Source organism: Streptomyces sp. SLBN-31 (assembly GCF_006715395.1).
Lineage (GTDB): Bacteria > Actinomycetota > Actinomycetes > Streptomycetales > Streptomycetaceae > Streptomyces.
The window spans coordinates 516,990-540,935 of sequence record NZ_VFNC01000002.1 but is presented as its reverse complement, the minus strand read 5'-3'; the positions used below and the strand labels follow the sequence as shown (position 1 = coordinate 540,935).

The window sequence follows — 23,946 nt, the reverse complement described above, 5'->3', positions numbered from 1 at the left end:
GGACCGCTGCTGATCACTGCGCGGAACCCGCCCCCTGCGGCCCGTCCGGACCGCTGCCGAAAACCCGTCGTTCGACCCGCCTCACCTGCTCCGGAACCTCACGACGCCCGGCCTCGGCCTCCTCCAGCCGTGCCAGCAGCCCGGCGATCCTGGCCTGCTTCGCCTCGATCGCGCGAACGATCAGCCTCAGATGGGTCGTCGACTCGGGCACGGCCGCCTCGAACTCCGCCAGCCGCCGCCGCTCCAGGGAGAGTTCGTTCCTCAGCCGGGCGACACGGTCCGGGGGAGGGGGCGGACGCACACCGTTGAAGATCACGTTGTACTTGGGGTGCTCGCTCCACACGGCCTCGCGTTCGGCGGCCTCCGCGTCCTCGGGGTAGTCGATCCGTATCCCGACCACGAGTGATCGCCACGGCTGCTCCCGCAGGTGGGTGCGCACGCGGGTGAGCGGCGCCACCGAGATCCCGACATACAGCAGACCCTCCAGGCCGTACAGCCGGTAAAGCGCCGTCCGGCCGCCCGCGTGCAGGCTGCCCTCCTCGTCGAACAGGCCGCGCAGAAACCGCGCATCGACGTCCGCCATCACGCGGCCCTCCTCGGCTCTACGCGCACGGTGCCGGTCTCCTCACGCTCTCACGAGGGTCTGACACCGGCCCTCGCGCGACGGACCGGGCGCCCCGCCGGGCGGCTCGCCGGAACCGCCCGGGATCTTGACGCCCGAGCGGGGTAGACGGAAAGGGACCGAGGGAGGAGAACAGTGACGACGTACGTCATCTCGGTGCCGGGGACCTTCACCGGCGACGCCGGGCAGCAGACACAGGCCGAACTCGCCCGGGCCCTGCGCCCGGCGGACCCGCACCGCACGCACATGGGCAACGAGCAGGATCTCGACGTCCTCACCGTCAACGACGACGGCACCTTCACCGTCCGCGTCACGGTCGACGCGGCCACCGGCCCGGAGGCCGAACGGGAGGCCCGCCGGTACGCGGAGGCGGCCCTGGACTCCGTCGGGCTCGACGAGGGCAGCGCGCCGCTCGGGCCGGCGGTGATCACGGGCATCGACTCCGACGACTGAGCTCCGCGGCACGGCCGGCCGCCACAGCGGGGCGGAGACGAGGCTCGGCGTCACCGTGACGAGACGTCGAGCCGGACTCGTCCGGCAAGACATCGGGAACGTAGTCGGGGGTAACCCCAAGGCGGAGGTTCATGATGTTCGAGGCAAGCGACATCCGTGAATGGCGTGGCCACGACGTGGTCGACCCGAACGGAAACAAGATCGGTGTCCTGGAGGCGATCTACGTGGACACCGCGACCGACCAGCCCTTCTTCGCGACGGTGACCGTGGGGCTCCCCACGCGTCGGCGCCTGGTCTTCGCGCCGCTGCCCGGCGCGACCGTGGGACCTGGCTATCTGAAGATCGTCCACCCCAAGGACGTGGTGAAGAAGGCCCCCACGATCGACACCGACGGTGAGCTGCCGGCCTCGGACGAGCCCGACATCTTCGCGCACTACGAACTCGACTACCTGCCGGGAAGCGGCGGTGAACGCCGCCTCGCCCGCCGCTGACACCAGTCATCCGCCGAAGCCGCCGGGAGTGCCGATGAGCCTCTTCCTCTTCCTCGTCCTCGTGGCCCTCGTCCTGGGCATCATCGGGTTCGCCGCACACGGCCTGTTCTGGCTGCTGATCATCGGCGCTGCCGTGCTGCTCGCCGACCTGGTCTACGCCGCCATGCGCTTCCGCCGGGGTGGCAGGAAGCACCGCATCGCGCGCTGAGGACGGGCGCGCGGGGGATACCGGATCGCCGTCCCCGTACCGGGACCGGGACGCGCCATCCCGGTATTGGAACGCGTGCCGGTACCGAAACCGGTACTGGCACCAGCACCGGCTCCGCATGGCCAACACCTGGTCCCGCGCCGAGAAGTTGCGCGGTGTCTGTACGTGGTTCGGGTCATGGGATAACGTCGCCCTGCCCCAGCGCATTGAATCGTTTCAATGTCACTGATCTTCTTCGATGCGCACCAGCAGGGGGCAGAAGCCGCCTTCGAGCGAGGACGAGGTGCCATGACATCGAGCAGCACGTCGGAGAACCCCGTACCACCCGGCCCGCGCCGCCGCGCCGTCATCGCGGCGGGCGCCGCAGCCGCAGCCCTGACCGTCGGCCCCCCGGGTACGGCACCCGCCGCCGCGGCACCCGAGGCCGACACCGTGACCAGAGCCCCCCGCCCGGGGACCGGGTGGCAGCGCTATGTGCACGGCCCAGCGTCCCGGACCGTACGGCCCGAGCGGGTGCTCGACCCCACCGGCGACGTACGCGACCCGGACGCGCTGCTGAGACCCGGCGGTGCCGTCACCGTGCTGCGCCGCCCGCAGCCCGCCCCCGCGCCCCGCTGGCCGGCGGGCACCACCGCCGAGGCCTCGACCGCGCACGCCGGCAACAACGGCAACGACGGGCGACCGCGCACCTACGACGCCACCAACGCCATCGACGGCGACCCCGACACCTTCTGGAACGACGACACCCTTGCCGCGTTCCCCGACGTCCTCACCATCACCATGCCCGAGGCCCGGCAGCTGTCCGGCATCACGGTGATCTCCAACAGCGACGGGGTGCCCACCGCGTTCACGGTCGACGTGTGGACGGACGGCGCCTGGACGACCGCCGCCACGGTCACCGACAACGATGTCACCCAACGGGCGGTGCCCTTCCCCACCCCGGCCCCGGTGAGCCGGGTGCGCATCACCGTGACCGCTGTGCAGGACACCCCTCGCGGGGCGTTCACCAGGATCAACGAGGTGTGGCCCGAGCCGGTCGACCCACCGGCGCCGCCGCCCGCCGTCACGGTGGACTTCGGCAAGGTCGTCGTCGGCTACCCGCGCGTCCGCTTCTCCTCCGCCTCCGACAACGCGCCGGGGGTGCGCCTGGCGTTCTCGGAGACCCGGCGCTTCCTCAGCGACCGCTCCGACTTCACCCGCTCCGACCAGTCGGGCGGCGCGGGCCAGGGCACCGACCAGTTCGCCGTCCCGCCGCAGGGCGCCGACTGGACCGACCACAAGGGCTTCCAGGTGGGCGACAAGGTCTACGCCGACGGCCTGCACGGCTTCCGCTACCTGCGGATCACCCTCGACGCCCTGCCGTCCGACGCTCCCGCGGCCCAGCCCTGGGGAACGGTCGAGATCGACTCCGTCGGTCTGGACTTCACCGCCTACCGGGGCACGCCCGGCACCTACCGCGGATGGTTCCTCTGCTCCGACGACGACCTCAACCGCTACTGGTACGGCGCCGCCTACACCAACGAGCTCGTCACCGACACCTTCCGTCAGGACGACGTCGACCCGCGCGGCGCCTGGAGCGCCTCGCTCGAAGGCAGACTCGTCCTGCACGACGGGGCCAAACGCGACCGCGACCCGTACGTGGGCGATCTCGCCGTCTCGGCGCGGACGCTGTATCTCACCCACGACGACGCGGCGGCCGCCGCACGCAACGTGCTCGCCGATCTCGCCGACCACCAGCGCGCCGACGGCTGGATACCGCCCGCCTCCATCTCCGGCTACACGCTCCCGCTGTTCGACTATCCCCTGTGGTGGGTCACCTGCAGCTGGGACTACGTGCTGTACACCGGGGACCGGGCGTACGCGGCCCGCTACCACCCGAACCTGGTGAAGGCGCTGGACACCTGGTACCCGAGCGTCACCGACGAGGCCGGCCTGCTCAGCAAGGGGCTCAACGGCACCGGGGGCTACGGCGACTACGCGTTCCTGGGCCGCACCGGCCGGGTCACCTACTACAACGTCCTGTACGTCCAGGCCCTCAGGGACGCCGCGCGACTCGCCCGGCTGCTGGGCCACGACTCCGACGCGGCCCGCTGGACGAAGCGCGCCGAGGCGGTCACCGACGCGATCAACACGCACCTGTGGGACGCCGACACGGGCGCCTACCTCGACTCCGCCACCGGGGCCGCGCGCCACGCCCAGGACGGCAACTCCCTCGCCGTCACCGCGGGCGTCGCCGACGACGGGCGGGCGGCGTCGGCCCTCGCCCATCTCGACGCCACGACCCAACTGCCGTACGGCAACGCGTTCATGGACAACGACACGCTCTTCGCCGGCGCGTCCCAGCGGGTGTACGCCTTCACGTCGTACCCGGAGATCGTGGCCCGCTTCCTCACCGGGCGCGCGGACTCCGCGCTCGACCAGATCCGGCGCACCTACGGGTGGATGGACGGGCATGACCCCGGCGTCACGCACTGGGAGGGCATCGGCCCCGGCGGATCCCTGTATGAGGACGCCTACACCAGCATGGCCCACGGCTGGTCCACCGGTGTCCTGCCGGCCCTGACCCACCATCTGCTGGGGGCGAGACCGACCTCGCCCGGATACGCCACCTGGGAGGTGCGTCCGCAGCCGGGCGACGTCGCCTGGGCACAGGGCCAACTGCCCACCCCGCACGGTGCCTTGCGGGTCGCCTGGGAGAACTCCGGGAGGACCTTCCACATCGCTCTCGACGTGCCGAGAGGGACGCGGGGCACGCTCGTCCTGCCGGGGGACGGCCGAGGGCTGACCGTGCGGGCCCGCGGCCGCACGCTGTGGGACGGTCGCCACGCCGCGTCCGAAGGGGTCGGAGTCGTCGACGGAAGCGTGACGATCTCCGGACTGGGCCCGGGAACACACGACTTCACCGCCCGGCGCGAGAACTGACCGCTGCTCGGCGTGGCCGCTCAAGAGGCCACCCTCGCGAGGACCGGGGCGGCACACAGTGGGCCGAAGGTCCGGCGAGGGGGGCCGGACGCCGATTGCATGCCCTCCTTCCATATCGGAGCGGGCAGCCGGGCCAAGGAGGTGGCCGAGTGAAGTGCCTTCTCCCTAGGATGGGTTGTCTGGCGCGCCGGAGACTTCGGTGCGCGACCTGCGGCTGGGGGAGACGATGGAGTCCGGGAAGCGGCTGTCCACCAAGATCGATGCCACGGTTCCGACGGCGGCGCGCATGTACGACCACTACCTGGGCGGCAAGGACAACTACGCCGTGGACCGGGCCGCCTGCGAGGAACTGGACAAGGTGGTGCCCAGCACGCGGGCGCTGGCCCTGAACAACCGGCGCTTCCTGCAGCGGGCGGTCGGACAGCTGGCCAAGGAGTACGGCATCCGGCAGTTCCTGGACCACGGATCAGGGCTGCCCACCCAGGACAACGTGCACCAAGTGGCGCAGCGGATCGATCCGCAGTCGAAGGTGGTGTACGTCGACAACGACCCGATGGTCCTGGTGCACGGCCGCGCCCTGCTGGACCAGAACGACCGCACCGCCGTCATCCAGGCCGACCTGCGCGACACCGAGGAGATATTCTCCCACCCGGACACCAAGCGGCTGATCGACTTCTCGCAGCCGGTGGCGGTGCTGTTCAACTCGGTGTTCCACTGCATCCCGGACAGCGAGACCGACGGACCCATGGCGGTGGTGCGCAGGGTGGCCGAACGGCTCGTGCCGGGCAGCTGTCTGCTGATGTGTCAGCTGGTCAGCGAGGACCCGGAGGTCCGGGACTTCGTCACGAACTTCATGGACCAGGCGACGCAGGGCCACTGGGGCCGGGTGCGCCAGGAGAAGGACGTCGCCGAGTGGTTCGAGGGGCTCGAGATCCTCGAACCGGGCCTGGTGGAGGTGTCCACCTGGCGGCCCGACACCGACGTGGCCCCTCGCCAGGCCACCCAGGAGTGGATCGAGTTCGGCGGAGTGGGCCGGATCCGGTAGCCGTCACCGGACCGCGGCTCACCCGACGCCGTAGCCGCTGTCGGACCAGGGCTCACACCACGCCGTAGCGCTGTTCGGCCGTCTCGCGCAGGCGCGCCAGGGACTGGCGCGGATCGAGGGCGTCGTCCGCCAGTTGGTCCAGGGTCACCCGGTACTGCTCCGTCTCGTCGCGGTCCTCCAGGAACGTGGCGCTCTTGATGTGCTCCAGGTAGACGACGTCCGGCAGGTCGAGTCCGCCGAAGCGCAGATAGGTGACGGGGATGGCCGGCGCGGAGGCGTTGGTCACGTCCAGCGGGACGATCTGGAGCGTCACGTGCGGCAGTTGGGCCATGACGATCAGGTGCTCCAGCTGCTCGCGCATGATCTCCCGGCTGCCCAGGACGCGCAGCAGCACGGACTCGTCGACGACGGCCCACAGCTGTGGCGGGTCGGCCCGCCGCAGCAACTCGGCGCGCTTCGTGCGTAGTTCGACGCGTCGCTCCACCTCGCGGGCCGGGGCGGAGGGCAGTCCGCGCTGCACCACGGCACGGGTGTAGGCGGGAGTCTGCAGCAGTCCGGGAACGTACTGGATCTCGAACGTACGGATGGAGTCGGCCGCTTCCTGGAGTCCGACCAGCCTGTCGAACCACTCCGGCATCAGACGCTTGTCGAAGCGCTGCCACCACCCTGGTTCCCCGGCACGCCGCAGCAGTTGCAGCAGCACCGAGGTCTCGTACTCCTCCGTCTTGTAGAGCTCCAGCAGGGCTCGCACATCCGCCTCGGTGGGCGGCCTGCGTCCCTTACCCGCCTCGATGCGCGACAGTTTCGCCGGGCTGAACCCCACGGCACGGGCGGCCTGTTCCTGAGGGAGTCCGGCGTCCTCGCGAAAGCCTGCCAGCTGCACGCCGACCAGCATCTTCAGCAGAGTCGGCGCGGGCTCGGTGCGGTCCAGGTACGGTTCGAGGCGGGAGACGCGGGGTGACTCGGAGGGCATCCTGACTCCCAGTGGGCAGTGGGCAACAGCATGCATTATCGCATCTGTAGGCCTCCTGCCGTAGGCGCAGGCGGAAGAGATTGCGTCCGTGCCGTCACAGCAGGTGGTCGAACTCGCCGTCCCTGACGCCCGCCAGGAACGCGGCCACTTCGGCCGGCGTGTAGATCAGCGCGGGCCCGTTCGGGTCACGGGAGTTGCGCATCGCCACGCCCCCCTCGGCCAGGGCCGCGACCTCGACGCAGTTGCCCTCGGCGTTGCTGTGCCGGCTCTTGAGCCAGCGGACGTCCAGTGAGCTGGCCCGCACCCCGTTCGGAATCGATGACACCGCTCTCTCCTCGCATGTGTCGCGCCACGCGGTCGCCCGCTTTCGAGGCGGCCCGGTCCCAAGTGACGCTGGCTGGCTGGAACTGCGCGCAATTTCTCGTGAAATTGCACGGAGTCGCTCTCAGGGTGGATACTAACCACGACGCCGACCTTCATGCCTGCCCCGTCCTGACGTCACTTCAGGAGATGCCGTGTCGCTCCCCGCGCACCCAGCACCCTGGTCCGGTCCCACTGCGTTCCCGGTGGGACGGGCCGCAGTCACCGGTACCACCCGGCCCGCCGCACCCAGGACGGTCCAGCTGTGCCTGTCCGGGGATCTCACCGGATGCGGCCAGGCGCGCGTGTTCACCGAACGCGCGCTCCTCGACTGGGGACTGGACGGGTGTGTCGACGACGCCCTGATGGTCGTCTCCGAGCTGACGGCCAACGCCATGCTGCACGCCCGACGATGTGGGACGGGTGACGAGAGAGAGCCCGACGTGCGCCTGAGGCTCACGCGCCGGCCGACTCAGCTGGTATGCGCGGTCACCGACCGGAGCGACGCCGTGCCCGTGAGCCCGCACGCCCCGGACTCCTTCCAGGAGCACGGACGCGGTCTGTTCCTGGTCGAGGCGCTGGCGCAGCACTGGGGCTGGACCCGCTACACCCCGTCGGGCAAGACGGTCTGGGCCATACTGCCCACAGAGGCCCCCGCCTGACATGACGTCACACGTTGGGGTCCGCGGCGCTCAGTATCCGGTGGCGGGGGAGAGGTTCCCCGTAGGGCTCCGGGACGTCGGCCTCGTCTCCTGGCGCGACATCGAGGACGTCTCGGGGTCCGCCGCGGCCATCCCCTTCCTGCTCGCAGCCGTCGCCTCAGGTGACGCGCCCGCCGCCCGCAACGCGCTGGAGCGGCTGCAACATCGCATCTGTCAGTACGGTTTCGTCGTCGGCCAGGCGACCGCTGTCACGGTCCCCTTCTTGTGGGACCTCGCGCAACGGCCGCAGACCACCTGCCGGGCGCAGATCCTCCGGCTCCTGCGCAACATCGCCGACGCCCGTCAGTGGGAGACCACCGTCGCCGCCTTCCCGAAGCTCCGCCGTCACCATGGCCACCACGTCGAATGGGAGTGCGCGGCCCGCAGCGCGGTGAGAGCCCAACGCGGCGTGATTCCGCGTCTGTTGGCCGAGCGGGACGCCGAAGTCGTCCACGCCACCAAGGAACTCGCCGCCACTCTGGCCGACTGAGGTCTCAGCCGACCCGGGCCACGCCCGCGTAGATGCCGCTGCCCTCCGCCTGCGCGGACGGGGTGGAGGTTGCCCACTCGGTGGCGGTGACCAGGCCGGGCGGCACGAGTTCCAGACCGTCGAAGAAGCGCTCCACCTCGGCGCGGGTGCGGAAGCCGAGCTGGATGCCGCCCTTGGCGTACTCGGCCGTGACGCGTTCGGCGAGCTCCGGGAAGAGGTCCGACGCGGCGTGCGACAGCACCAGATAGCTGCCTGGCGGAAGCGTGGCCACCAGGTTGCGGACGATGCCGTGGGCGTCCTGCTCGTCGGTGATGAAGTGCATCAGCGCGATGAGCGACAGCGCGATGGGCCGGTCGAAGTCGAGGACGTGGCGGGCGTGTTCGACGATGCCCTCCGGGTGCCGTACGTCGGCCTCGATGTAGTCGGTGACCCCCTCGGGGTGGCTGATCAGCAGCGCCTCGGCATGGCGCAGCACGATCGGGTCGTTGTCGGCGTAGACGACCTTCGCCGCCGGTGCGATCTCCTGCACGATCTGATGGAGGTTCGGCTCGGTGGGGATCCCAGTGCCGATGTCCAGGAACTGGTCGATGCCCTGGGCGGCGAGCCATGCGGCGGCCCGGTGCATGAACTCCCGGTTCTGCCGGGCCGCGTCCCGTGCCTCGGGGGGCAGTTGCTCTCCGACGGCCTCGTCGACCGGGTAGTTGTCCTTGCCGCCGAGCAGCCAGTCGTAGACCCGTGCGGGGTGCGGTCGGCCGGTGTCGATCCGGCCGGAGGACTGGGGGCCGGTCGTCATGGCAGCTCCATCGGGGCGGGTTCGGGACGGGCCGAGTCTTCGATCATCGTACTCACGTGTCATCTCGCCGTGGCGCGAGAGGAGTCGGGCTGCTTCGCGAACCGCCGGGGAACGCCCTGAGAGTTGAAGAAGATTTTGCCTGTGGCCGATTCCCGTGGGGACGGCTGCGGCGCCACCGGCGTCCAAGGGTTTCGCGCCTGCGCCTCGTCGACCGCGACCGCCTGCACCGCGCCGCACACCGCGAGACCACCGTGAGAACGCAGGCCGAACGGCGCGGCCTGGAACGCGCCCTCGACCTCGCGCTGTGGCTCGACCTCTACCACCCCGAGATCAGGCTCGACTGACCCCTCGCCCCCAGCGGGCGTTCGGACCGGCGCCCGGCAACTTCCCAGGCACCTTTGGCGTGATGACAGGCAGAAGGCCGGTGACGGAGGGGGCGGACGTGCAGTTCATCGAAGTGACCGGGCTGGCCGGGGTGCGATCGGCCGTCATCCGGTTCACGAAGCCGGGGACGGGCCTGACGTTCGTGCTCTTCCCCATGGTCCACCTCGCGGAGGCGGCCTTCTACCAGGAGGTGACGGCACGGCTGCGTCGCAGCTGCGACCTGGTGGTCGCGGAGGGGATCGGGGAGGGCTCACCCGGCGCCGACGCCCTCGTCGCCTCGTACCGCCGACTCGACGGTCACGAACGCCTGGGCCTGGTGGTGCAGGACCTCGGCTTCGACGCGCTCGGGCTGCCGGTGGTGTGCCCGGACATGAGCGGCGCCCGGTTCCAGGAGGGGTACGGGCGCCTGCCGTGGAAGGAACGCGCGATGGTGGCCACCCTCGTCCCCGCCGTCACGGCCGGCATGCGACTGTTGGGGACTCGCCGCTGGCTCGCCCGGCACCTCACCGTCGAGGACCTGATGAGCGAGGGCGAGGAGGCCGCGGCCGACCTCTGGCCGGGCCTGGACGACCTGGTGCTGCGACGCCGGGACCGGCTGCTGACCAAGGCCCTGACCGACCTCGACGGTGCCTACGCGGGACGCACCGGTCCCTTCTCCGTCGCCGTCGTCTACGGCGCCGGGCACATGCGCGCCGCCTCCGAGGCCCTGGTCGGGCTCGGCTACCACGCCGCGGACGCCGAGTGGATCACGGTGTTCACGCTGGATCAGCCGGAAACGCCGCGGCCCTGAGCCGGCCAGGGACGTCTTCCCTTCGGATTACCCCGGCTTGAGGCGGCGTCACCGGGTTACCCGGCAGGCATGGCGAAGCTGCATCTTCCGGGACGGAAAGACCAGGACCACCGCGACGACCACCGCGACGACCACCCGGACTCCCGGGTGCCTTCGCCGCAGGAGGCAGGACCCGACGGGGAGGTCGAACAGGCTGCCCCCGACACCCCGACGAAGATGCCGAAGGGTGCCTGGGGTGCCGTTTTCAAGGGCAGCCTGAAGGAGTTCAAGGACGACGAACTCACCGACCGGGCGGCGGCGCTCACCTACTACGGGGTGCTGTCCCTGTTCCCGGCTCTGCTGGTACTGGTGTCCCTGCTGGGCATCACCGGCAAGTCCGCCACCGACAAGGTGCTCTCCAACCTCAAACAGCTGGCCCCCGGCTCGGCGCGGGACATCATCACCCGGGCGGTCGAACAGCTGCAGAACAACTCCGGGATCGGCTCGGTCATGGCCATCGTCGGCATCGTGCTGGCGATCTGGTCGGCGTCCGGCTACGTGGCCGCCTTCATCCGCGCCGCGAACGCCGTCTACGACATGCCGGAGGGCCGGCCGGTGTGGAAGGTACTGCCGGTACGCGTCGGGGTGACGGTCGTGCTCATGGTGCTGGCGGTGATCAGCGCGCTGATCGTCGTCTTCACCGGAGGACTGGCCCGCCAGGCCGGGCAGGCACTCGGCATCGGTGACAGCGCGCTGACGGTCTGGGCGATCGCCAAGTGGCCCGTCCTCGTCCTGCTGGTGACAGTGATGATCGCGATCCTGTACTGGGCCACCCCGAACGCCAAGGTGAAGGGCTTCCGCTGGATCACCCCGGGCAGCCTGCTGGCCCTGCTGATCTGGCTGGCCGCCTCCGCCGGCTTCGCGTTCTACGTCGCCAACTTCGCCTCGTACAACAAGACGTACGGCACTATGGCGGGCGTCATCGTCTTCCTCGTCTGGCTGTGGATCAGCAACCTCGCGATCCTCCTGGGCCTGGAGTTCGACGCCGAGAGCGTACGGCAGCGGGCCATCGCCGGCGGCCTCCCGCCCGAGCGCGAGCCCTACACCCAGCCCCGCGACACCCGCACCTGGGACGAGGAGGACGTCCGCCGGCTGCAGGCCGACTGACCGCGCCGCGGCCGACGGTCGGCCCAGGGTGCGCCACATCGGTCGGAACGATGACGCTTGACCGACAAAGCGCGACAAACGGAGATCCACGCGAGAGGCTGCGGCTGAAGCCGTCCCGTCCGGGAGGGACCGCAGCCCCGCTGGAGGAGTCACCGTGAACGCGACCGACGACAGCTACCGCTTCGACGACCTCACCGCCCTGTTCATCAACTGCACGCTCAAGCCGTCACCCCAGCAGAGCCACACCCAGGGCCTGATCGACAAGAGCCGCGCGATCATGATGTCGCGCGGGGTGCGTACGGACGTGATCCGCGCCGTCGACCACGACCTCGCCCCCGGCGTCTACCCGGACATGACCGAACACGGCTTCGCGACGGACGAGTGGCCGGCGTTGTACGAGAAGGTCATGGCCGCCGACATCCTGGTGATCGCCGGACCGATCTGGCTGGGCGACAACAGCTCGGTCACCAAGCAGGTGATCGAACGGCTCTACAGCTGCTCGGGCCTGCTCAACTCCGAAGGCCAGTACGCCTATTACGGCCGTGTCGGCGGCTGCCTGATCACCGGCAACGAGGACGGCGTGAAGCACTGCGCGATGAACATCCTCTACAGCCTCCAGCACCTCGGCTACAGCATCCCGCCGCAGGCCGACGCCGGCTGGATCGGGCCGGCGGGGCCGGGTCCCTCGTATCTGGACCCCGGGTCGGGCGGTCCGGAGAACGACTTCACCAACCGCAACACGACCTTCATGACCTGGAACCTCATGCACCTGGGCGCCATGCTCAAGCGCGCCAAGGGTTTCCCGGCCCACGGCAACCAGCGCTCGGAGTGGGACGCGGGCTGCCGCTTCGACGCCCCCAACCCCGACTACCGCTGAGCCCTGTCCGCCCCTCTTCGGTTCTCATGCCGCCGCGACGAAGGCCGCGTCGATGGCGGTGTCGGTGCGGGCGTGGACGACCAGGCGGGGGCTGACGCCGTCGGCGTCGGCCTCCAGCAGCCGGCGGGCGGGCGCGCTGTGGGTGGCCACGGACATCAGGACGCCGAGACGGGCGCACATACGATGGGCGCGCAACACCGCGCTGACCACCGGCGCTCCTGTGGCCCCCTCCTCGAGGACCACGACCACGGGCATCGGCCTGTAGGCATGGATAAGATCACTGATCTCCGTCGTGAGCGTGGCGCGCCGGGCGATTCCGGGATCACTTTCGACGGTCACGACGAGGACGCCACGTTCGAACGTATGAGACACCATGCCCTGATCCCCTCCATTTGCGGTCGTTCACAGCGGAAGTACCCCAAGGGGATTGTGTGAATCAGGGGAATGAGTTGTGCAGAGCGGTGTCGGAGAGGCGGACCGCGCACTCCAGCAGCAGGGCGTGGACGAAGGCCTGGGGCAGGTTGCCGCGCAGCTGCCGTTGACGTACGTCGTACTCCTCCGCGTACAGCCCCGACGGACCGCAGGCCGACCGGGTCCGCTCGAACCACCGGAAGGCGCCGACCCGGTCACCGAGGCGGTGCGTCGCGAGCGCCATGGCGAACCCGCAGAGCAGGAAGGCGCCCTCGGCCTCGCCGAGAGGGACCCCGGCGTGGTCGAAGCGGTAAAGGTATCCGTCCTCGGCCAGCCGGTCCACGATGAAGTCACGGGTGGCCGTGCCGGTGGGATCGCCCGAGGCGTGCAGCCCGCGCGCGATGGGCACGAGGAGAGCGGCCTCGGGGCCGTCGTCGCTGGCGGCCCTGCGCCAGTACCCGTCGGGGTGCAGGCAGCGACGCCGGGTCTCGGCGTCGATGGCGTCGGCCAGGTCGCCGCAGCGGCGGCCGTCGGCGCCGGGCAGCACCTCGGCGATCCGGCGCAGACCGCAGACCACGCTCAGCCGGGAGTGGGTCCACCAGCGGTCCTCCAGCTCCCACAGCCCGGCGTCCGGCCGCGTCCAGTTGCGTTCGATCGCGCGCACCGCGACCCGGGCCGCCTCTTCGGTGTCGGGGGTGAACCGGTCGTGGCGGGCGGCGGCGGTGAACAGCTGGAGCACCTCGCCGAAGGCGTCGAGCTGGAACTGGTCGCCCGCCCGGTTGCCGACGCGGTCGCTGCCGCCGGGATAGCCGGGCAGCGGAAGTGACTGCTCGCGCGGCATCGGGTCGCCGGTGACGGTGTAGGCGGGCCGCAGGCGGTCCCCGTCGGCCAGAACGCGTTCGGTGGTGAAGCGGACCGCGTCGTCGAGCAGTTCGTGCGGTCCGTGCGCGGCGACGGCCAGACCGGCGTAGCACTGGTCGCGAATCCAGGCGTACCGGTAGTCGTAGCTGCGCCCGGAGTTGGCCCGCTCGGGCAGCGAGGTCGTGGCGGCGGCGACCATGGCACCGCTACCGGCGGTCAGCCCGCCCAGCACGGCGTACGCATGGCCGGCGTCACGGGGCGCGGCGAGTCCGGAGCAGCCCGGGACTCGGCGACGCCATGCGCGCTCCGTGGTGTGCCACAGCTGCGCGGCGTCCAGGCGGGGCGCTTCGTCACCGCTGGTGATCTCCAGCACCAGGTCGTGCTCCTCGCCCCGGCGCAGGTGGAACTCACCGCGCAGACCCGACTCGGGGTCCCAGGAGGCGTGCCGTGCTCCGAGGAGCCTCAGCCGCAACCCCTTGGCCTGCGCGACCCAGGTCCCGTCTTCCAGGCGCGGGTCGCGCATCCGGTGTGCGCCGAAGCCAGGACGCGCGTCCAGGCTCAGCCGCAGCCGCGCCTCACCCCGTACGACCCGCATCCGGCGCAGCAGGACGAGACGGTCGGGGGAGGCGGGCAGCGCCAGGGCGTCACGGCATTCGATCACGGAGTCCGGGCTCACCCACCGGTTCACCCAGATCAGGGAGCCCTCGGCGTAGGCGCCGCCCCACACGTGCCAGCGGTCGGCCGGTTCCACCGCGAAATGCCCCGAGCCGCCGATCAACGCGGAGAAGACGGCGTCGTCGTGCCAGCGCGGGGCGCACAGCCAGACGATCCTGCCCTCCGGATCGACGACCGCGCCGCGCTCGCCGTCCGCCAGCACGGCGTATTCGCGCAGCACCCATGGTGGGCAGTCGCTGTCTTCCGTGGAGGCGGGCGTATCGGCCATGTCATCCATCCGGCTCGGACCTGCCGGGCTGGTCGGACGGAAACCGGTCGGTGCTCCGGCCGGACCGACAACGCCCGGAACCTGCACGCCCGGCGGCCTCGCGAGGCTCGGCTCCGTCGGTCGGTGACGGGCCGCCCAGGAATCCGAACATGCCGTCGAACCCGGCCCGTCATGTACGCGGCTCCGTCTCCGAGGCCACCGGGTGACCGGGGAGTACCCGAGTGCCGTGGCCGGAAACGTCCGCCCGGGGACGGGGAAGTCGCTCCCGCCGCGACCGCTTGACCTGCACTCCTACGGGTACTCCAAGGTGTCGGCCCGGAACGCCGGGAACTGGATGGTGAGGTACATGGAAGCGCGCACGCAGCCTGAGGCCCTCGGGCCGCTCGACTTCGCCGTCGCCCGGGCGCCGGACCACGCCTTCCTGCACCTCGCCGCCGCCCGCGCGGGCCTCACGGAGAAGAACTGACCTCGCGTCGGGTGGGACCCATGGGACTTCTGGCCCGCGTGGATGCCTACCAGCGACGCCACCGCTGGGTGGGCCTGCCGCTGGGAGTTGTGTACAAGTTCTACGACGACCAGGTCACCTACCTCGCGGCGCTCCTGGCCTACTACGCCTTCCTGTCCCTCTTCCCGCTGCTGCTGATACTCGTCGCCGTCCTGGGAGCGCTGCTCCACGGCGACCCGGGACTGCGGCAGCGCGTCATCGACTCCGCGCTCAGCGAGTTTCCCGTCATCGGCGACCAGATCGGCGAGAACGTCCACTCCTTCCACGCCAATGGCGCCGCGCTGGCGGTGGGCATCGCGGGCTGCCTCTACGGCGCGCTCGGCGTGGCCCAGGCCGCGCAGTACGCGCTCAACAAGATCTGGGCGGTGCCCCGGCACGCGCGGCCCGATCCGCTGCGCTCACGGCTGAAGGGCCTGATGTTCCTGTCGATCCTCGCGGTCGGGCTGTGCGTGGCCACCGGGCTGACCACCGCGGAGTCCGCCGCCAGCGTCTTCGGCACCCGCCTGGCCACCGGCATCCGGGTCGGCGCCGCACTGGGGGCGGCCGTCCTCAACGCCGCTCTGCTCCTGCTCGCCTACCGAGTGCTGACCCACCGCCGGCTCCCGGCGCGAAAGCTCTACGGCGCCACGCTCGGCGGCGCCTGCGCCTGGCAGCTGCTGCAGTGGGGCGGCTCGTACTACGTCGACCACGTCCTGCGGGGCGCCACGGCCACCTACGGCATGTTCGGCATCGTCCTCGGCCTGCTGGCCTGGCTGTACCTCGGCGCCCTGATCTTCCTGACGACGGCCGAGGTGAGCTCGGTCCGCGTGATGCGTCTGTGGCCGCGCAGCCTGTTGACTCCGTTCACCGACCAGGTGCTGCTCAGTCCGGGCGACCGTCGCGCCTACCGGTCGTATGCCGAGACCGAGACCTTCAAGGGCTTCCAGAAGGTACGCGTGCGCTTCGAGCCGCCGCCGAAACCGCTGGGCGACGACCTGCCGGAGGAGGAAGGACCGTAGCGTCCGGCGTCGGTCGTCCCCTTCCGTGCGGCGGACCGTTTGGCGGTCGGCGGCTCGGGCACCCGGGCGGCACGCCGGACGATCCTGCGGAGGCCAGCCGATGAGCGAGCACACACCATCCCAGGCCGAGGGCGAGCGGGACGACGACACGGCGCCCGAGTCGCCCGGAACCCGCCCCGACTACGACCCGCCCTGGACGACTCCCTCCCAGGCGGAGGGGGAACGCGACGACGAGGACGAGGAAGAACGGTCTCTGGCCGAAGCGCCGGACCAGGACACCGGGAGTCAGTGACTCCGGAACTTCTCGATGGCCGCCGGAGTGACTGGCGTGAAGAAGTTGACGATATTGCCGTCGGGGTCGCGGAACAGCAGCGACCGGTTGCCCCAGGGCATCGTAGTCGGCTCGGTCACGAAGTCGGTGACGTAACCGGTCAGATTCTCGTGCACACGGTCCACGTCGTCGACGAGGAACTCGGTGATCACGCTCTGGTTCGCCGCCGGGCGGGCGGAGTCCGGGGCGAACAACGGGACGGTACGGGTACCGGCGATCGCGAGGGTGGCGAGCGGCGTCCTGATCTCGGCGAAGTCCTCGGTGGCCCGGACCGCCCGTAGTCCGGTGGCCCGTTCGTAGAACTCGACGAGACGCGCGACGTCGCCGGTGATGATGCGGATCGAGACGAACTCCATGGTGATCTCCCTGGCTGGCGTGCAACTTCTTCGCGCCGCAAAAGCGCTGCACTTCGCAGACTAGGAGCAATAGAGGACGGAATCCGTCCTGTATTCACGTACGCTGTTCGCATGCCTGGACCCACCGGTCGCGTGCTGACACTCCTCGAACTGCTGCAGTCGGGCGGCACCCGTACCGTGGCGGAGCTCGCCGACCGGCTCGGCGTCGAGGGGCGGACCGTGCGGCGGTACGTCGACCAGCTGCTCGACCTCGACGTACCCGTGGAATCGGTCCGCGGCCGCTACGGCGGCTACCGGCTCGCCCCCGGGTACCGGCTTCCCCCGCTCATGCTCAGTGACGACGAGGCGCTGGCCGTGCTGCTCGGACTCGTCGCCGGCCGCCGGGCCGGGCTGACGCCGGAGCACACGGCGAGCGAGACCGCGGCGGCCAAGATCCGGCGGGTCCTGCCGAAGCACACCGCCTGCCGCCTGGACGCACTCCTGCGATCACTCGACTTCACGGACCGGCCGGGCGAGGTCGCCACCCTGGACACCGGGGTCCTGCTCACCGTGACCGACGCGGTGCGCCACCGCCGGCCCGTCTCCCTCCGCTACTCCGACCGCGACGGACGGGGCAGCGAGCGCACCCTGCATCCGTACGGGGTGGTCGCTCATTCCGGACGTTGGTACGTCACCGGCAGGGACGCCGGGATCGGCGAGGACCGGACCTTCCGACTCGACCGCATCGCTGACGCCCGCACCCTGCCCGGTACCTTCGAGGCACCCGCGGGACCCGCCCCGGCGCAACGCCTGCTGTCGGGGTTCGCCACGGCCGGGTACCGGCACGAGGTGACCGTCCGGATCCAGGGGACGGCCGAGCAGATCCGCCCCCACCTGCCCGCCGGCCTCGCCACCCTGGAGGAGTGCGAACCCCCGGCGGGCGCGGACGGACCGTGGCTGCGCGCCGAGCTGCGGGCGGAGAGCCTCGACTGGCTGCCCGCGACGCTCGCCGCGCTCGACCGACCGTTCGTGATCGACCGCCCCGCCGAACTGCGCGACCGCGTCGCCGCGTTCGCCGACCGCCTGGCGTCCTACGCCCGTCCGACCTGACGGAACAGGGCGACCCCAGGATGGCCGCACCCGCAACGGTCAGCGGCTACTCGTACAGCGCGACGGCTCCGCCCCACAGGGCGCCCGGGTTCAGACGTTCGGGGAAGCGCTCCAGCATGGCGTTGAAGAAGCCGAGCGGGTCGTCGTGCTTGGCGAGGACTTCGTCGACGGCGTCGAGGTAGCTCCGGGTCTCGGCAATGGCGCGGTCGGCGTCGTCGTCGAGTCGCTTGTTCTTGTGGCCGGTCACGATTCGGCGCGGCCTGAGCTCTTCCACGGTGGTGATGGCCTTGCGCCAGGCGTCGCGCCCGCCGTCGCCGGATTCTGCGAGGTACTGGTGGACGCCGTTGTAGATGACGTCGCCGGCCACGACGAGCTCCAGGTCGGGGACGTGCAGGACGCTGGTCTCGTCGGTGTCGCTGTGGCCGACCTCGACGATGTGAAGGTCGTGCCCTTCGAGGTTGAGCCGGTTGCCGGGCACGGCGACGGCGGTGACGGGGGCGTCCGGAATCTGCTGGGGGAAGAGTCGGTCCCAGAAGACCGGGCGGAGGGCGACATTGCGGTGCATCTCTTTGATCGTGCCCTCGGTCGCGACCACCTGGGCACCGAATCGGTGCGCCAGAACGCCGGCCGTGAACCAGTGGTCGCCGTGTCCATGGGTGGCGAACACGTGGGTCAGGTTCTTTCCGGTGGCCTCGACCCAGTCGCCCACGGCCTCGGCCTGCGCGGAGGTCAGTGGCGGGTCGATCAGTACGGCGTCTCGTTCCCCGTGGACGAGGGTGACGGACAGGGGCGAGAACATCCGCCGGTCTCCGTTGGGGACCGGCTCGGTGACGTTCTGGGCGATCGGGTCGGCGACGAAGACGTCGTAGCCGAGCGGGCTGTCGGTAGGCATGTGCGTTCCTAGCTGAGGTGACTGTTCCGGTGCGGATCGCGTGACCGGATGCCGGGATCCCTTGACGTGCACTCTACTCTGACTATGAAAAATGAAGCCAGACTCTGGCATCGAAATCTGAAGTCAGGGGTGTGAGGCGCGTCGCAGGTGGATCCGGGCGGGGTGACTCCGCGGACGGGGTCAGGCGGCCTTCTGGGAGGCGGCCGCGTCGGGGTGCAGGTCTTCCAGGGTGAGCGGCTGGGCCGGGGGAGTCGGCAGGGCGATCTGGTGGGTGACGTGGAGGTCGGCGCCGACGTGCAGCAGTTCGCCGGGCTCCAGCGGGCGCCAGTCGGGGTGGTCGTCCATGCGCTCGCTGGCGACGACGACGGCGGGGTGCTCGGCCAGGTGCGCCGAGTGCACGCGCATGCGGCCGTGACTGCCGCTGTGGTCGAGGTGGCGGCTGCCGTGCCGGCCGCCCGCCGGGCGCTCCAGGACGTAGAGGTCGTGGGTGTCGGGGTAGCGCAGTGCCCACAGCTCCCGTGGGGTGACGAGGATCAGGTTCAGGGCGTACAGGGGCAGGTTCGCGGCGACCCAGCGGGCGGCCTCTCGGATGCCTGTGGTCACGTCCCCGTCGTGCCGTCGCGTCTCCCGGGTGATCAGGGCGAAGAACCGCTCGGAGTCGGTGTCGCCGCGGACCAGCTCGCGGTCATCGCCCAGATGCCGGTCGAGCTGGTCGAGGCCCTCGATGACCCCGTTGTGCGCGAACAGCCGGCCGTCCTGCTCGAAGGGGTGGGTGTTGCGGACGTCCAGGCTGCCGGTGGAGGCGAAGCGCACGTGGGCGACGAAGGTCACCGACTCCTCCTGCCGGGCCTCCTGGGCGAAGGCGCGGTCACGGTAGGCGGCGATGGGAGCCTTGTCCACGTGCGGGGTGCCGTCGGCGGCGAAGAGGCCGAGGCCGGTGCCGTCGGGATCGCGGTGGCTCTGCCGGCTGAGGCTGTCGGGGGCGTCGAGGAGCCAGAACGTGGCGCGCGTGCGGAGCGGGGCGCTGCTGAGACCGAAGAGGCGGCACATGGGTTCCTCCAGGACAGCCCGTCGGTGGTTCCGGGGTTCGGTGTCGGCCGCGAAAGGAGCGGGTCTTTCAAAGGAAGGGGGTTGTATGAGGAGTGTCCCCGCAGGCCCGGCGTGAACCACGTTCCCGGCCTCCGTCGACGCCGGAAAAGCGACAAACGCCGTCGGCATTCTGTAATCAAACAGGCGATAAACAGCGTTTGGTAGCAAACCGAGACGTTACGGTCGGTCGCCGGATAGCTTCCTCATGTTGTCACACCGGGTGATCGTCTTCGCGCGATCCCGAGGAAGCTGTGCGGAGGAGCGCGGATGGATCCGGCGACGTTGGTGGTGCAGGCCCTGGTCACGGGCGCGGCGGCGGGCCTCAGCGGCGCCGCTTCCGCCACCGTCACCGATTCCTATCGGGCGCTCAGGGAAGCTCTGAGCAACCGTCTCTCCGGCCGCCCCGGCGCACTGGAACAGATCGGCGTCCTGGAACGCCGGCCGACGGCGCCCGCCGAGGGACTGGTCCGCGAACTCGTGGTGACGGGAGCGGTGGACACGGAGGTGACGGAGCACGCCCAGCGGCTCCTGGCCCTCCTCTCCCCGGCTGCGGCGCACCTCTCGACCGGCGGGATCGATCTCAGCCAGGCCAAAGGCGTACAGGTCGGCCACGGCACCACCCAGAACAACACGTTCCATTAGGCGGCCGTCCGCACCCCGGAAGTCGAGAGAGCACGAAGCTGATGAAGAACAGCCGGATCAAGGGCGCCCAGGTCGGCGACGGGAGCGTCCAGAACAACACGTACCTGCCACCGCAGAGAGGTGGACACCGCTCGCGGGTCCACGACTCATCGTCGACCGTCACCGCGGGCGACCATGCCACGATCAACCAGAAGAACACGCACCTGAAGTTCTCGATCCCCGTGATCGGCCCCTTGCTTTCCCTGACGGCCGCGCACCCCGTGATCGCCGGCGTCGCGGCTCTCGCGGTCGTCGGAGGCGGCGGCCTCGCCACCAAGGCCGCTCTCTTTGACCCGGCGCCTTCGGTGTCGACCGCGCTGGTACGCGGCTTCCACATGCAGGACGGCGACCAGGGCGCACCCGTCGGGTACGACTTCTCCCACACCCCACCCTCGCGGGCCGGCACGACCACCGACGCCATCTATGTCTCGGGCGGCTTCTTCAACGCCACGAACGGCAAGCTGGCCGAATGGGGTTCGCAGAATCTGCCCACGGCGTCCGACTGCCGCAACGCGGTCGCCAAGCATCCGGTCCGCCAGGCCGTGGTCACCTCGTTCGGCCTCACCTGCTACGTGGACCGCAACGGCAACCCCGGCTACATCCTGGTGACCGGCTCCGACACCGAGTCCACGATCATCGACACCGCTCATCTGCGCTGAGACCCGTCGGCGACGCCCGCGTCGCGGGCCGCGATCAGCGCAGGCGCACCGGGAGGGTTCGGTGGCCGTTGGAGATGAAGGAGTCCACCGGCTCCAACTCCTCCTGGGGCACCGCGAGTCGGAGCTCGGGGAAACGGCCGAACAGTGCCGGCAGCGCGATCCGCGCCTCCAGTCGCCCCAGTGGCGCGCCCAGGCAGAAGTGCGCGCCGTAGCCGAATGCCAGGTGCTCCTTGTCGATGCGGGTGACGTCGAAACGGTCCGCGTCGTCACCATGGCGGCCGGGATGGCGGCCGGCGGCGGCGTACGCGGCCAGAATGGCCTCGCCCTTGCCGATCACGACTCCCTCGGGGCCGCCGAACTCGGCCATCGCCAGGTCCTCCACGGCGTACCGCAGTGGCAGGCTGGCGACCGGTGCCTCGACACGCAGGGTCTCCTCGACCACGTCGTCCCAGGAGGCGCCGCCGTCAACGACCAGGACGAGCTGGTCGGGGTGCGTGAGCAGGGCGTGGACTGCCTTGTCGAGGAGGTTGACAGTGGTCTCGTGCCCCGCGCTGACCATGAGCATCAGCGTGTCGAGGAGTTCCTGTTCGCTCAGGCGGGTGTCGCCCTCGTCGTCGCGGGCCGCGATGAGTGCGGTGGTCAGGTCGTCGCCGGGCGAGTCCCTTTTGAGAGCGACGAGTTCGGCGAGCACGGCGTAGAACCGGGCGTAGGTGTCGGTGACTTCCTCCGGTGTGGCGGAGGTGTGGAAGACGCCGTCCACGACCGTCCGCAGTTCGGCGCCCAACTCCTTGGGCAGGCCGAGCAGTTCGCTGATCACCCGGATCGGCAGGGGGTAGCAGAACTCCTCGCGCAGATCGACGGTTCGTCCGCTCTCGCCGGCCGACTCGACCCGGTCCAGCAGGTTCTCGGTGATCTCCTCGACACGCGGTCGCAGGGCCGCGGTACGGCGTGCGGTGAACGCCTTGGAGACCAGGGCGCGCAGGCGTTTGTGCTCGCCCCCGTACGCGGTGAACATGTTCTGCACGGCCACCCAGGTGAACAGGGGCCATTCCGGCGCGATTTCGCCGTCGATCCAGCGGGTCCAGTGGCGGCGCGCGTCCTTCGAGACACGGGGGTCGGTGAGAAGGCGTTTGAGCAGGCCGGGGTCACTGACGGCCCATGCCTCGACGCCGTCGGGGAGCGCGACCGGGGTCACCGGTCCGCGGTCGCGGATCCGGGCGGCCTCGCCGTGGATGTCGCCGCCGGTCGCGTCGATCACTAAGGGGTCGGAATCGATCACCAGGGGATCGGGGTGTCCCATCGCAGCCTCCGAGGATCGGGAACCTCACGTACGAACGGCAAGCTACTTCGCCCTGGCGCCGCCGCACGAGACCGCCCGGCACGTACCGTCACGATCCGTACCCGCGACCAGCGTGATCCGGCCGAACTCCACGTGCCGCGCGGGCCTATGACCCGCCGTCGTGAAACGCCCCGTCGGCGAGCACAGGCACCACGGTGCACACGTCGAGTTCGGTCGCGACGGCCACGTCGTCGGCGAAACCGCTTCGGGCCAGTTCGAGGCCCGAAGAGCAGGAAGCCACGGCAGCGGCGACGTCGGGAGCCCGGGTGAAACACGCTCGCGCGGCAGCGGCCTCGGGGGAGAGGGGGCCGACCCCCCGCGATGCCAGTTGGTCGATGATCGCCCCGGCGCCCAGCAGGTCCTCCAGTGCCGGGCGCAGGCTTCCGTCCGGCCACTGCTCACCCGCGGCGATCACCGCGAGGGGCCGCTCCGCGGTGCCGTAACCCCGCTGCGCCAGCAGTCGCCCCACAGCAGTGGCGTTGCGCAGACAGCTCGCAACAACCGTCGAAGCGGCGGCCGCCGCGGAGATGGCCGATCCGTTGGGCGAGGGCAGCACGAGCCGGGGAGTGAACGGCGCCCGCCGGAGCGCCGCCGGAGACAGCGACCACGGCGCGGCGGGCGTGGCCGCTCGCCGTCCCACGGCCAGCGCCGCCTCCTTGTCCCGGGCGAACGCGGATGCCGTCTCATCACGCCACGCGTAGGGAAATACCCTGGTTCCCGCCTCGACGGCGACGGTCACCGACGTCGTGAACGACAGCACGTCGACCACCACCAAGCAGGCACTGTCGGACGCCAGTTGCCGGGCGCCGGCGGGACCCCACTCGAATCGGACCCCATACTCCCGCTGCAGGAACCAGTCGCTCATGACGGTCGAGTCTGGCACCGGTTCGATCGACGAGGAGGAAGATCTAGGATCGCCGTGCCGCCGGTGCGGCGGGGAAACAATCCGTCGGCCGTGGGTTCGAGTCCCACCCGTCCCACCACGTACTACGCGGGCAGAACCGTTTCCACCTGCGGCAAGATCGCTAGCTCACCCGTTGCTCGCCCAAAGTGAAATCCGCCCACCCAGACGGTCCACCTGACGGTCCGTGGACCATCGGCGGCCGGAGCGTCGACGTTCTGCGCGACCTCCGCCACCTGGCGGCCACGCTCACCCACGCCGGCGGCGGCGACATCTTCGCGGTGAAGAAGGTGCTCCGCCACTCCACGATCCAGCTCACCGGCGACATGTACACCGAACTCCTCCAGGAGGTCGGCCGGGACATCGCGGGGAAGGCGGCGGCCCTCGTCCCGCGCGCCCGGCGAGCGAGCAGCGCCGAGGCGATCGAGCCCGAGGAAGCCACGGAGAGTCGCAGTTCTCCGAAGTCTTCGTCGTGACGTGGACGCATCGGCAATTGAGGGGCGTAAGGCCTACGCGCGCGGGACCTTCGCCCCTACCATCCGCAAGCGGACTGCGCCTTCAGTGAATATGTGAACATGTGAAAAGAGGAGGTGGGGGTCATGGTTCACGTTCATGCTCACACCGGAAGCGGCATCC

Annotated in this window: 26 protein-coding genes and 1 pseudogene; 16 read left to right on the top strand and 11 right to left on the bottom strand. The window is 70.5% G+C overall.

Annotation, left to right across the window (positions count from 1 at the left end; genetic code table 11):
* Nucleotides 1–13 precede the first annotated feature (13 nt).
* Entirely contained in the window at nt 14–583 is a 570-nt protein-coding gene (locus tag FBY22_RS22425; RefSeq protein ID WP_260845072.1) for a GIY-YIG nuclease family protein, read from the bottom strand.
* A gap of 174 nt (nt 584–757) precedes the next feature.
* On the opposite strand from FBY22_RS22425, the gene FBY22_RS22420 reads away from it, so the two are divergent.
* From FBY22_RS22420 to FBY22_RS22405, 5 genes are all read left to right on the top strand, one after another.
* Nucleotides 758–1,075, top strand: a complete 318-nt coding sequence (locus FBY22_RS22420) for a hypothetical protein (protein WP_142148647.1) — start codon at nt 758–760, stop codon at nt 1,073–1,075.
* 134 nt (nt 1,076–1,209) lie between these two features.
* The gene (locus tag FBY22_RS22415; protein WP_142152458.1) at nt 1,210–1,566 is read left to right on the top strand and encodes a PRC-barrel domain-containing protein; all 357 of its coding nucleotides are present in this window, start codon (nt 1,210–1,212) and stop codon (nt 1,564–1,566) included.
* Nucleotides 1,567–1,600: 34 nt separating this feature from the next.
* Entirely contained in the window at nt 1,601–1,774 is a 174-nt protein-coding gene (locus FBY22_RS44270) for a hypothetical protein (RefSeq protein ID WP_174267240.1), read from the top strand.
* 288 nt (nt 1,775–2,062) lie between these two features.
* Nucleotides 2,063–4,696, top strand: coding sequence for an alpha-L-rhamnosidase C-terminal domain-containing protein (locus FBY22_RS22410; RefSeq protein ID WP_142148646.1), 2,634 nt, complete (start codon nt 2,063–2,065; stop codon nt 4,694–4,696).
* Between the two features lie 226 nt (nt 4,697–4,922).
* Nucleotides 4,923–5,741, top strand: coding sequence for an SAM-dependent methyltransferase (locus FBY22_RS22405; RefSeq protein WP_142152457.1), 819 nt, complete (start codon nt 4,923–4,925; stop codon nt 5,739–5,741).
* A gap of 52 nt (nt 5,742–5,793) precedes the next feature.
* On the opposite strand, the gene FBY22_RS22400 is transcribed toward FBY22_RS22405, so the two are convergent.
* Nucleotides 5,794–6,714, bottom strand: a complete 921-nt coding sequence (locus tag FBY22_RS22400; RefSeq protein ID WP_142148644.1) for a helix-turn-helix transcriptional regulator — start codon at nt 6,712–6,714, stop codon at nt 5,794–5,796.
* Between the two features lie 94 nt (nt 6,715–6,808).
* Nucleotides 6,809–7,030 carry a DUF397 domain-containing protein gene (locus FBY22_RS22395; protein ID WP_142152456.1) on the bottom strand — a complete coding sequence of 74 codons (222 nt, stop codon included), beginning with the start codon at nt 7,028–7,030 and terminating at the stop codon, nt 6,809–6,811.
* Between the two features lie 250 nt (nt 7,031–7,280).
* On the opposite strand from FBY22_RS22395, the gene FBY22_RS22390 reads away from it, so the two are divergent.
* Nucleotides 7,281–7,736 (top strand): ATP-binding protein, encoded by a 456-nt coding sequence (locus tag FBY22_RS22390; protein WP_174267238.1) that lies wholly within the window; start codon nt 7,281–7,283, stop codon nt 7,734–7,736.
* A 1-nt stretch (nt 7,737) separates the two neighbouring features.
* Complete coding sequence (locus FBY22_RS22385; RefSeq protein WP_260845071.1) at nt 7,738–8,265, top strand: hypothetical protein; 528 nt, start codon at nt 7,738–7,740, stop codon at nt 8,263–8,265.
* Nucleotides 8,266–8,269: 4 nt separating this feature from the next.
* Here FBY22_RS22385 and FBY22_RS22380 read toward each other — a convergent pair whose 3' ends face one another.
* The gene (locus FBY22_RS22380) at nt 8,270–9,058 is read right to left on the bottom strand and encodes an SAM-dependent methyltransferase (protein ID WP_142148642.1); all 789 of its coding nucleotides are present in this window, start codon (nt 9,056–9,058) and stop codon (nt 8,270–8,272) included.
* Nucleotides 9,059–9,464: 406 nt separating this feature from the next.
* On the opposite strand from FBY22_RS22380, the gene FBY22_RS22370 reads away from it, so the two are divergent.
* The 3 genes from FBY22_RS22370 (at nt 9,465) to FBY22_RS22360 (ending at nt 12,255) form a co-directional block, all read left to right on the top strand.
* Nucleotides 9,465–10,232, top strand: a complete 768-nt coding sequence (locus tag FBY22_RS22370; protein ID WP_260845070.1) for a hypothetical protein — start codon at nt 9,465–9,467, stop codon at nt 10,230–10,232.
* 69 nt (nt 10,233–10,301) lie between these two features.
* Nucleotides 10,302–11,378, top strand: a complete 1,077-nt coding sequence (locus tag FBY22_RS22365) for a YihY/virulence factor BrkB family protein (RefSeq protein ID WP_142148638.1) — start codon at nt 10,302–10,304, stop codon at nt 11,376–11,378.
* 154 nt (nt 11,379–11,532) lie between these two features.
* A complete protein-coding gene (locus FBY22_RS22360; protein ID WP_142148636.1) occupies nt 11,533–12,255 on the top strand; it encodes a flavodoxin family protein in 723 nt (240 codons plus the stop codon).
* Between the two features lie 24 nt (nt 12,256–12,279).
* Here FBY22_RS22360 and FBY22_RS22355 read toward each other — a convergent pair whose 3' ends face one another.
* Complete coding sequence (locus FBY22_RS22355; protein ID WP_142148634.1) at nt 12,280–12,630, bottom strand: hypothetical protein; 351 nt, start codon at nt 12,628–12,630, stop codon at nt 12,280–12,282.
* A gap of 61 nt (nt 12,631–12,691) precedes the next feature.
* A complete protein-coding gene (locus FBY22_RS22350) occupies nt 12,692–14,479 on the bottom strand; it encodes a glycoside hydrolase family 15 protein (protein ID WP_142148632.1) in 1,788 nt (595 codons plus the stop codon).
* Between the two features lie 477 nt (nt 14,480–14,956).
* Here FBY22_RS22350 and FBY22_RS22345 point away from each other — a divergent pair, with 477 nt between their 5' ends.
* The gene (locus tag FBY22_RS22345; protein ID WP_142148630.1) at nt 14,957–15,973 is read left to right on the top strand and encodes a YihY/virulence factor BrkB family protein; all 1,017 of its coding nucleotides are present in this window, start codon (nt 14,957–14,959) and stop codon (nt 15,971–15,973) included.
* A 100-nt stretch (nt 15,974–16,073) separates the two neighbouring features.
* The gene (locus tag FBY22_RS22340; protein WP_142148628.1) at nt 16,074–16,265 is read left to right on the top strand and encodes a hypothetical protein; all 192 of its coding nucleotides are present in this window, start codon (nt 16,074–16,076) and stop codon (nt 16,263–16,265) included.
* Here FBY22_RS22340 and FBY22_RS22335 read toward each other — a convergent pair.
* Nucleotides 16,259–16,660, bottom strand: a complete 402-nt coding sequence (locus FBY22_RS22335) for a VOC family protein (protein ID WP_142148626.1) — start codon at nt 16,658–16,660, stop codon at nt 16,259–16,261. The two genes, FBY22_RS22340 and FBY22_RS22335, sit on opposite strands and share 7 nt — an antisense overlap.
* A 111-nt stretch (nt 16,661–16,771) precedes the next feature.
* Between FBY22_RS22335 and FBY22_RS22330 the strand changes: the two genes are divergently transcribed.
* Nucleotides 16,772–17,749: a YafY family protein gene (locus tag FBY22_RS22330; protein ID WP_142148624.1), complete on the top strand. Its 978-nt coding sequence runs from the start codon at nt 16,772–16,774 to the stop codon at nt 17,747–17,749.
* A gap of 46 nt (nt 17,750–17,795) precedes the next feature.
* On the opposite strand, the gene FBY22_RS22325 is transcribed toward FBY22_RS22330, so the two are convergent.
* Together FBY22_RS22325 and FBY22_RS22320 are read right to left on the bottom strand one after the other, a co-directional pair.
* A complete protein-coding gene (locus FBY22_RS22325; RefSeq protein WP_142148622.1) occupies nt 17,796–18,641 on the bottom strand; it encodes an MBL fold metallo-hydrolase in 846 nt (281 codons plus the stop codon).
* A gap of 180 nt (nt 18,642–18,821) precedes the next feature.
* Entirely contained in the window at nt 18,822–19,691 is an 870-nt protein-coding gene (locus tag FBY22_RS22320) for a class II glutamine amidotransferase (protein WP_142148620.1), read from the bottom strand.
* 306 nt (nt 19,692–19,997) lie between these two features.
* On the opposite strand from FBY22_RS22320, the gene FBY22_RS22315 reads away from it, so the two are divergent.
* Nucleotides 19,998–20,372, top strand: coding sequence for a hypothetical protein (locus FBY22_RS22315; RefSeq protein ID WP_142148618.1), 375 nt, complete (start codon nt 19,998–20,000; stop codon nt 20,370–20,372).
* Nucleotides 20,373–20,413: 41 nt separating this feature from the next.
* Nucleotides 20,414–21,070, top strand: a complete 657-nt coding sequence (locus FBY22_RS22310) for a hypothetical protein (protein WP_142148616.1) — start codon at nt 20,414–20,416, stop codon at nt 21,068–21,070.
* Between the two features lie 34 nt (nt 21,071–21,104).
* Here FBY22_RS22310 and FBY22_RS22305 read toward each other — a convergent pair whose 3' ends face one another.
* Both FBY22_RS22305 and FBY22_RS22300 read right to left on the bottom strand, forming a co-directional pair.
* Nucleotides 21,105–22,370 (bottom strand): cytochrome P450, encoded by a 1,266-nt coding sequence (locus FBY22_RS22305; RefSeq protein WP_142148614.1) that lies wholly within the window; start codon nt 22,368–22,370, stop codon nt 21,105–21,107.
* Between the two features lie 145 nt (nt 22,371–22,515).
* Nucleotides 22,516–23,274, bottom strand: a complete 759-nt coding sequence (locus tag FBY22_RS22300; protein WP_142148612.1) for a 2-phosphosulfolactate phosphatase — start codon at nt 23,272–23,274, stop codon at nt 22,516–22,518.
* Between the two features lie 254 nt (nt 23,275–23,528).
* Between FBY22_RS22300 and FBY22_RS22295 the strand changes: the two are divergent.
* Nucleotides 23,529–23,786: pseudogene (locus FBY22_RS22295) on the top strand (site-specific integrase); the annotation flags it as partial.
* Nucleotides 23,787–23,946 lie beyond the last annotated feature (160 nt).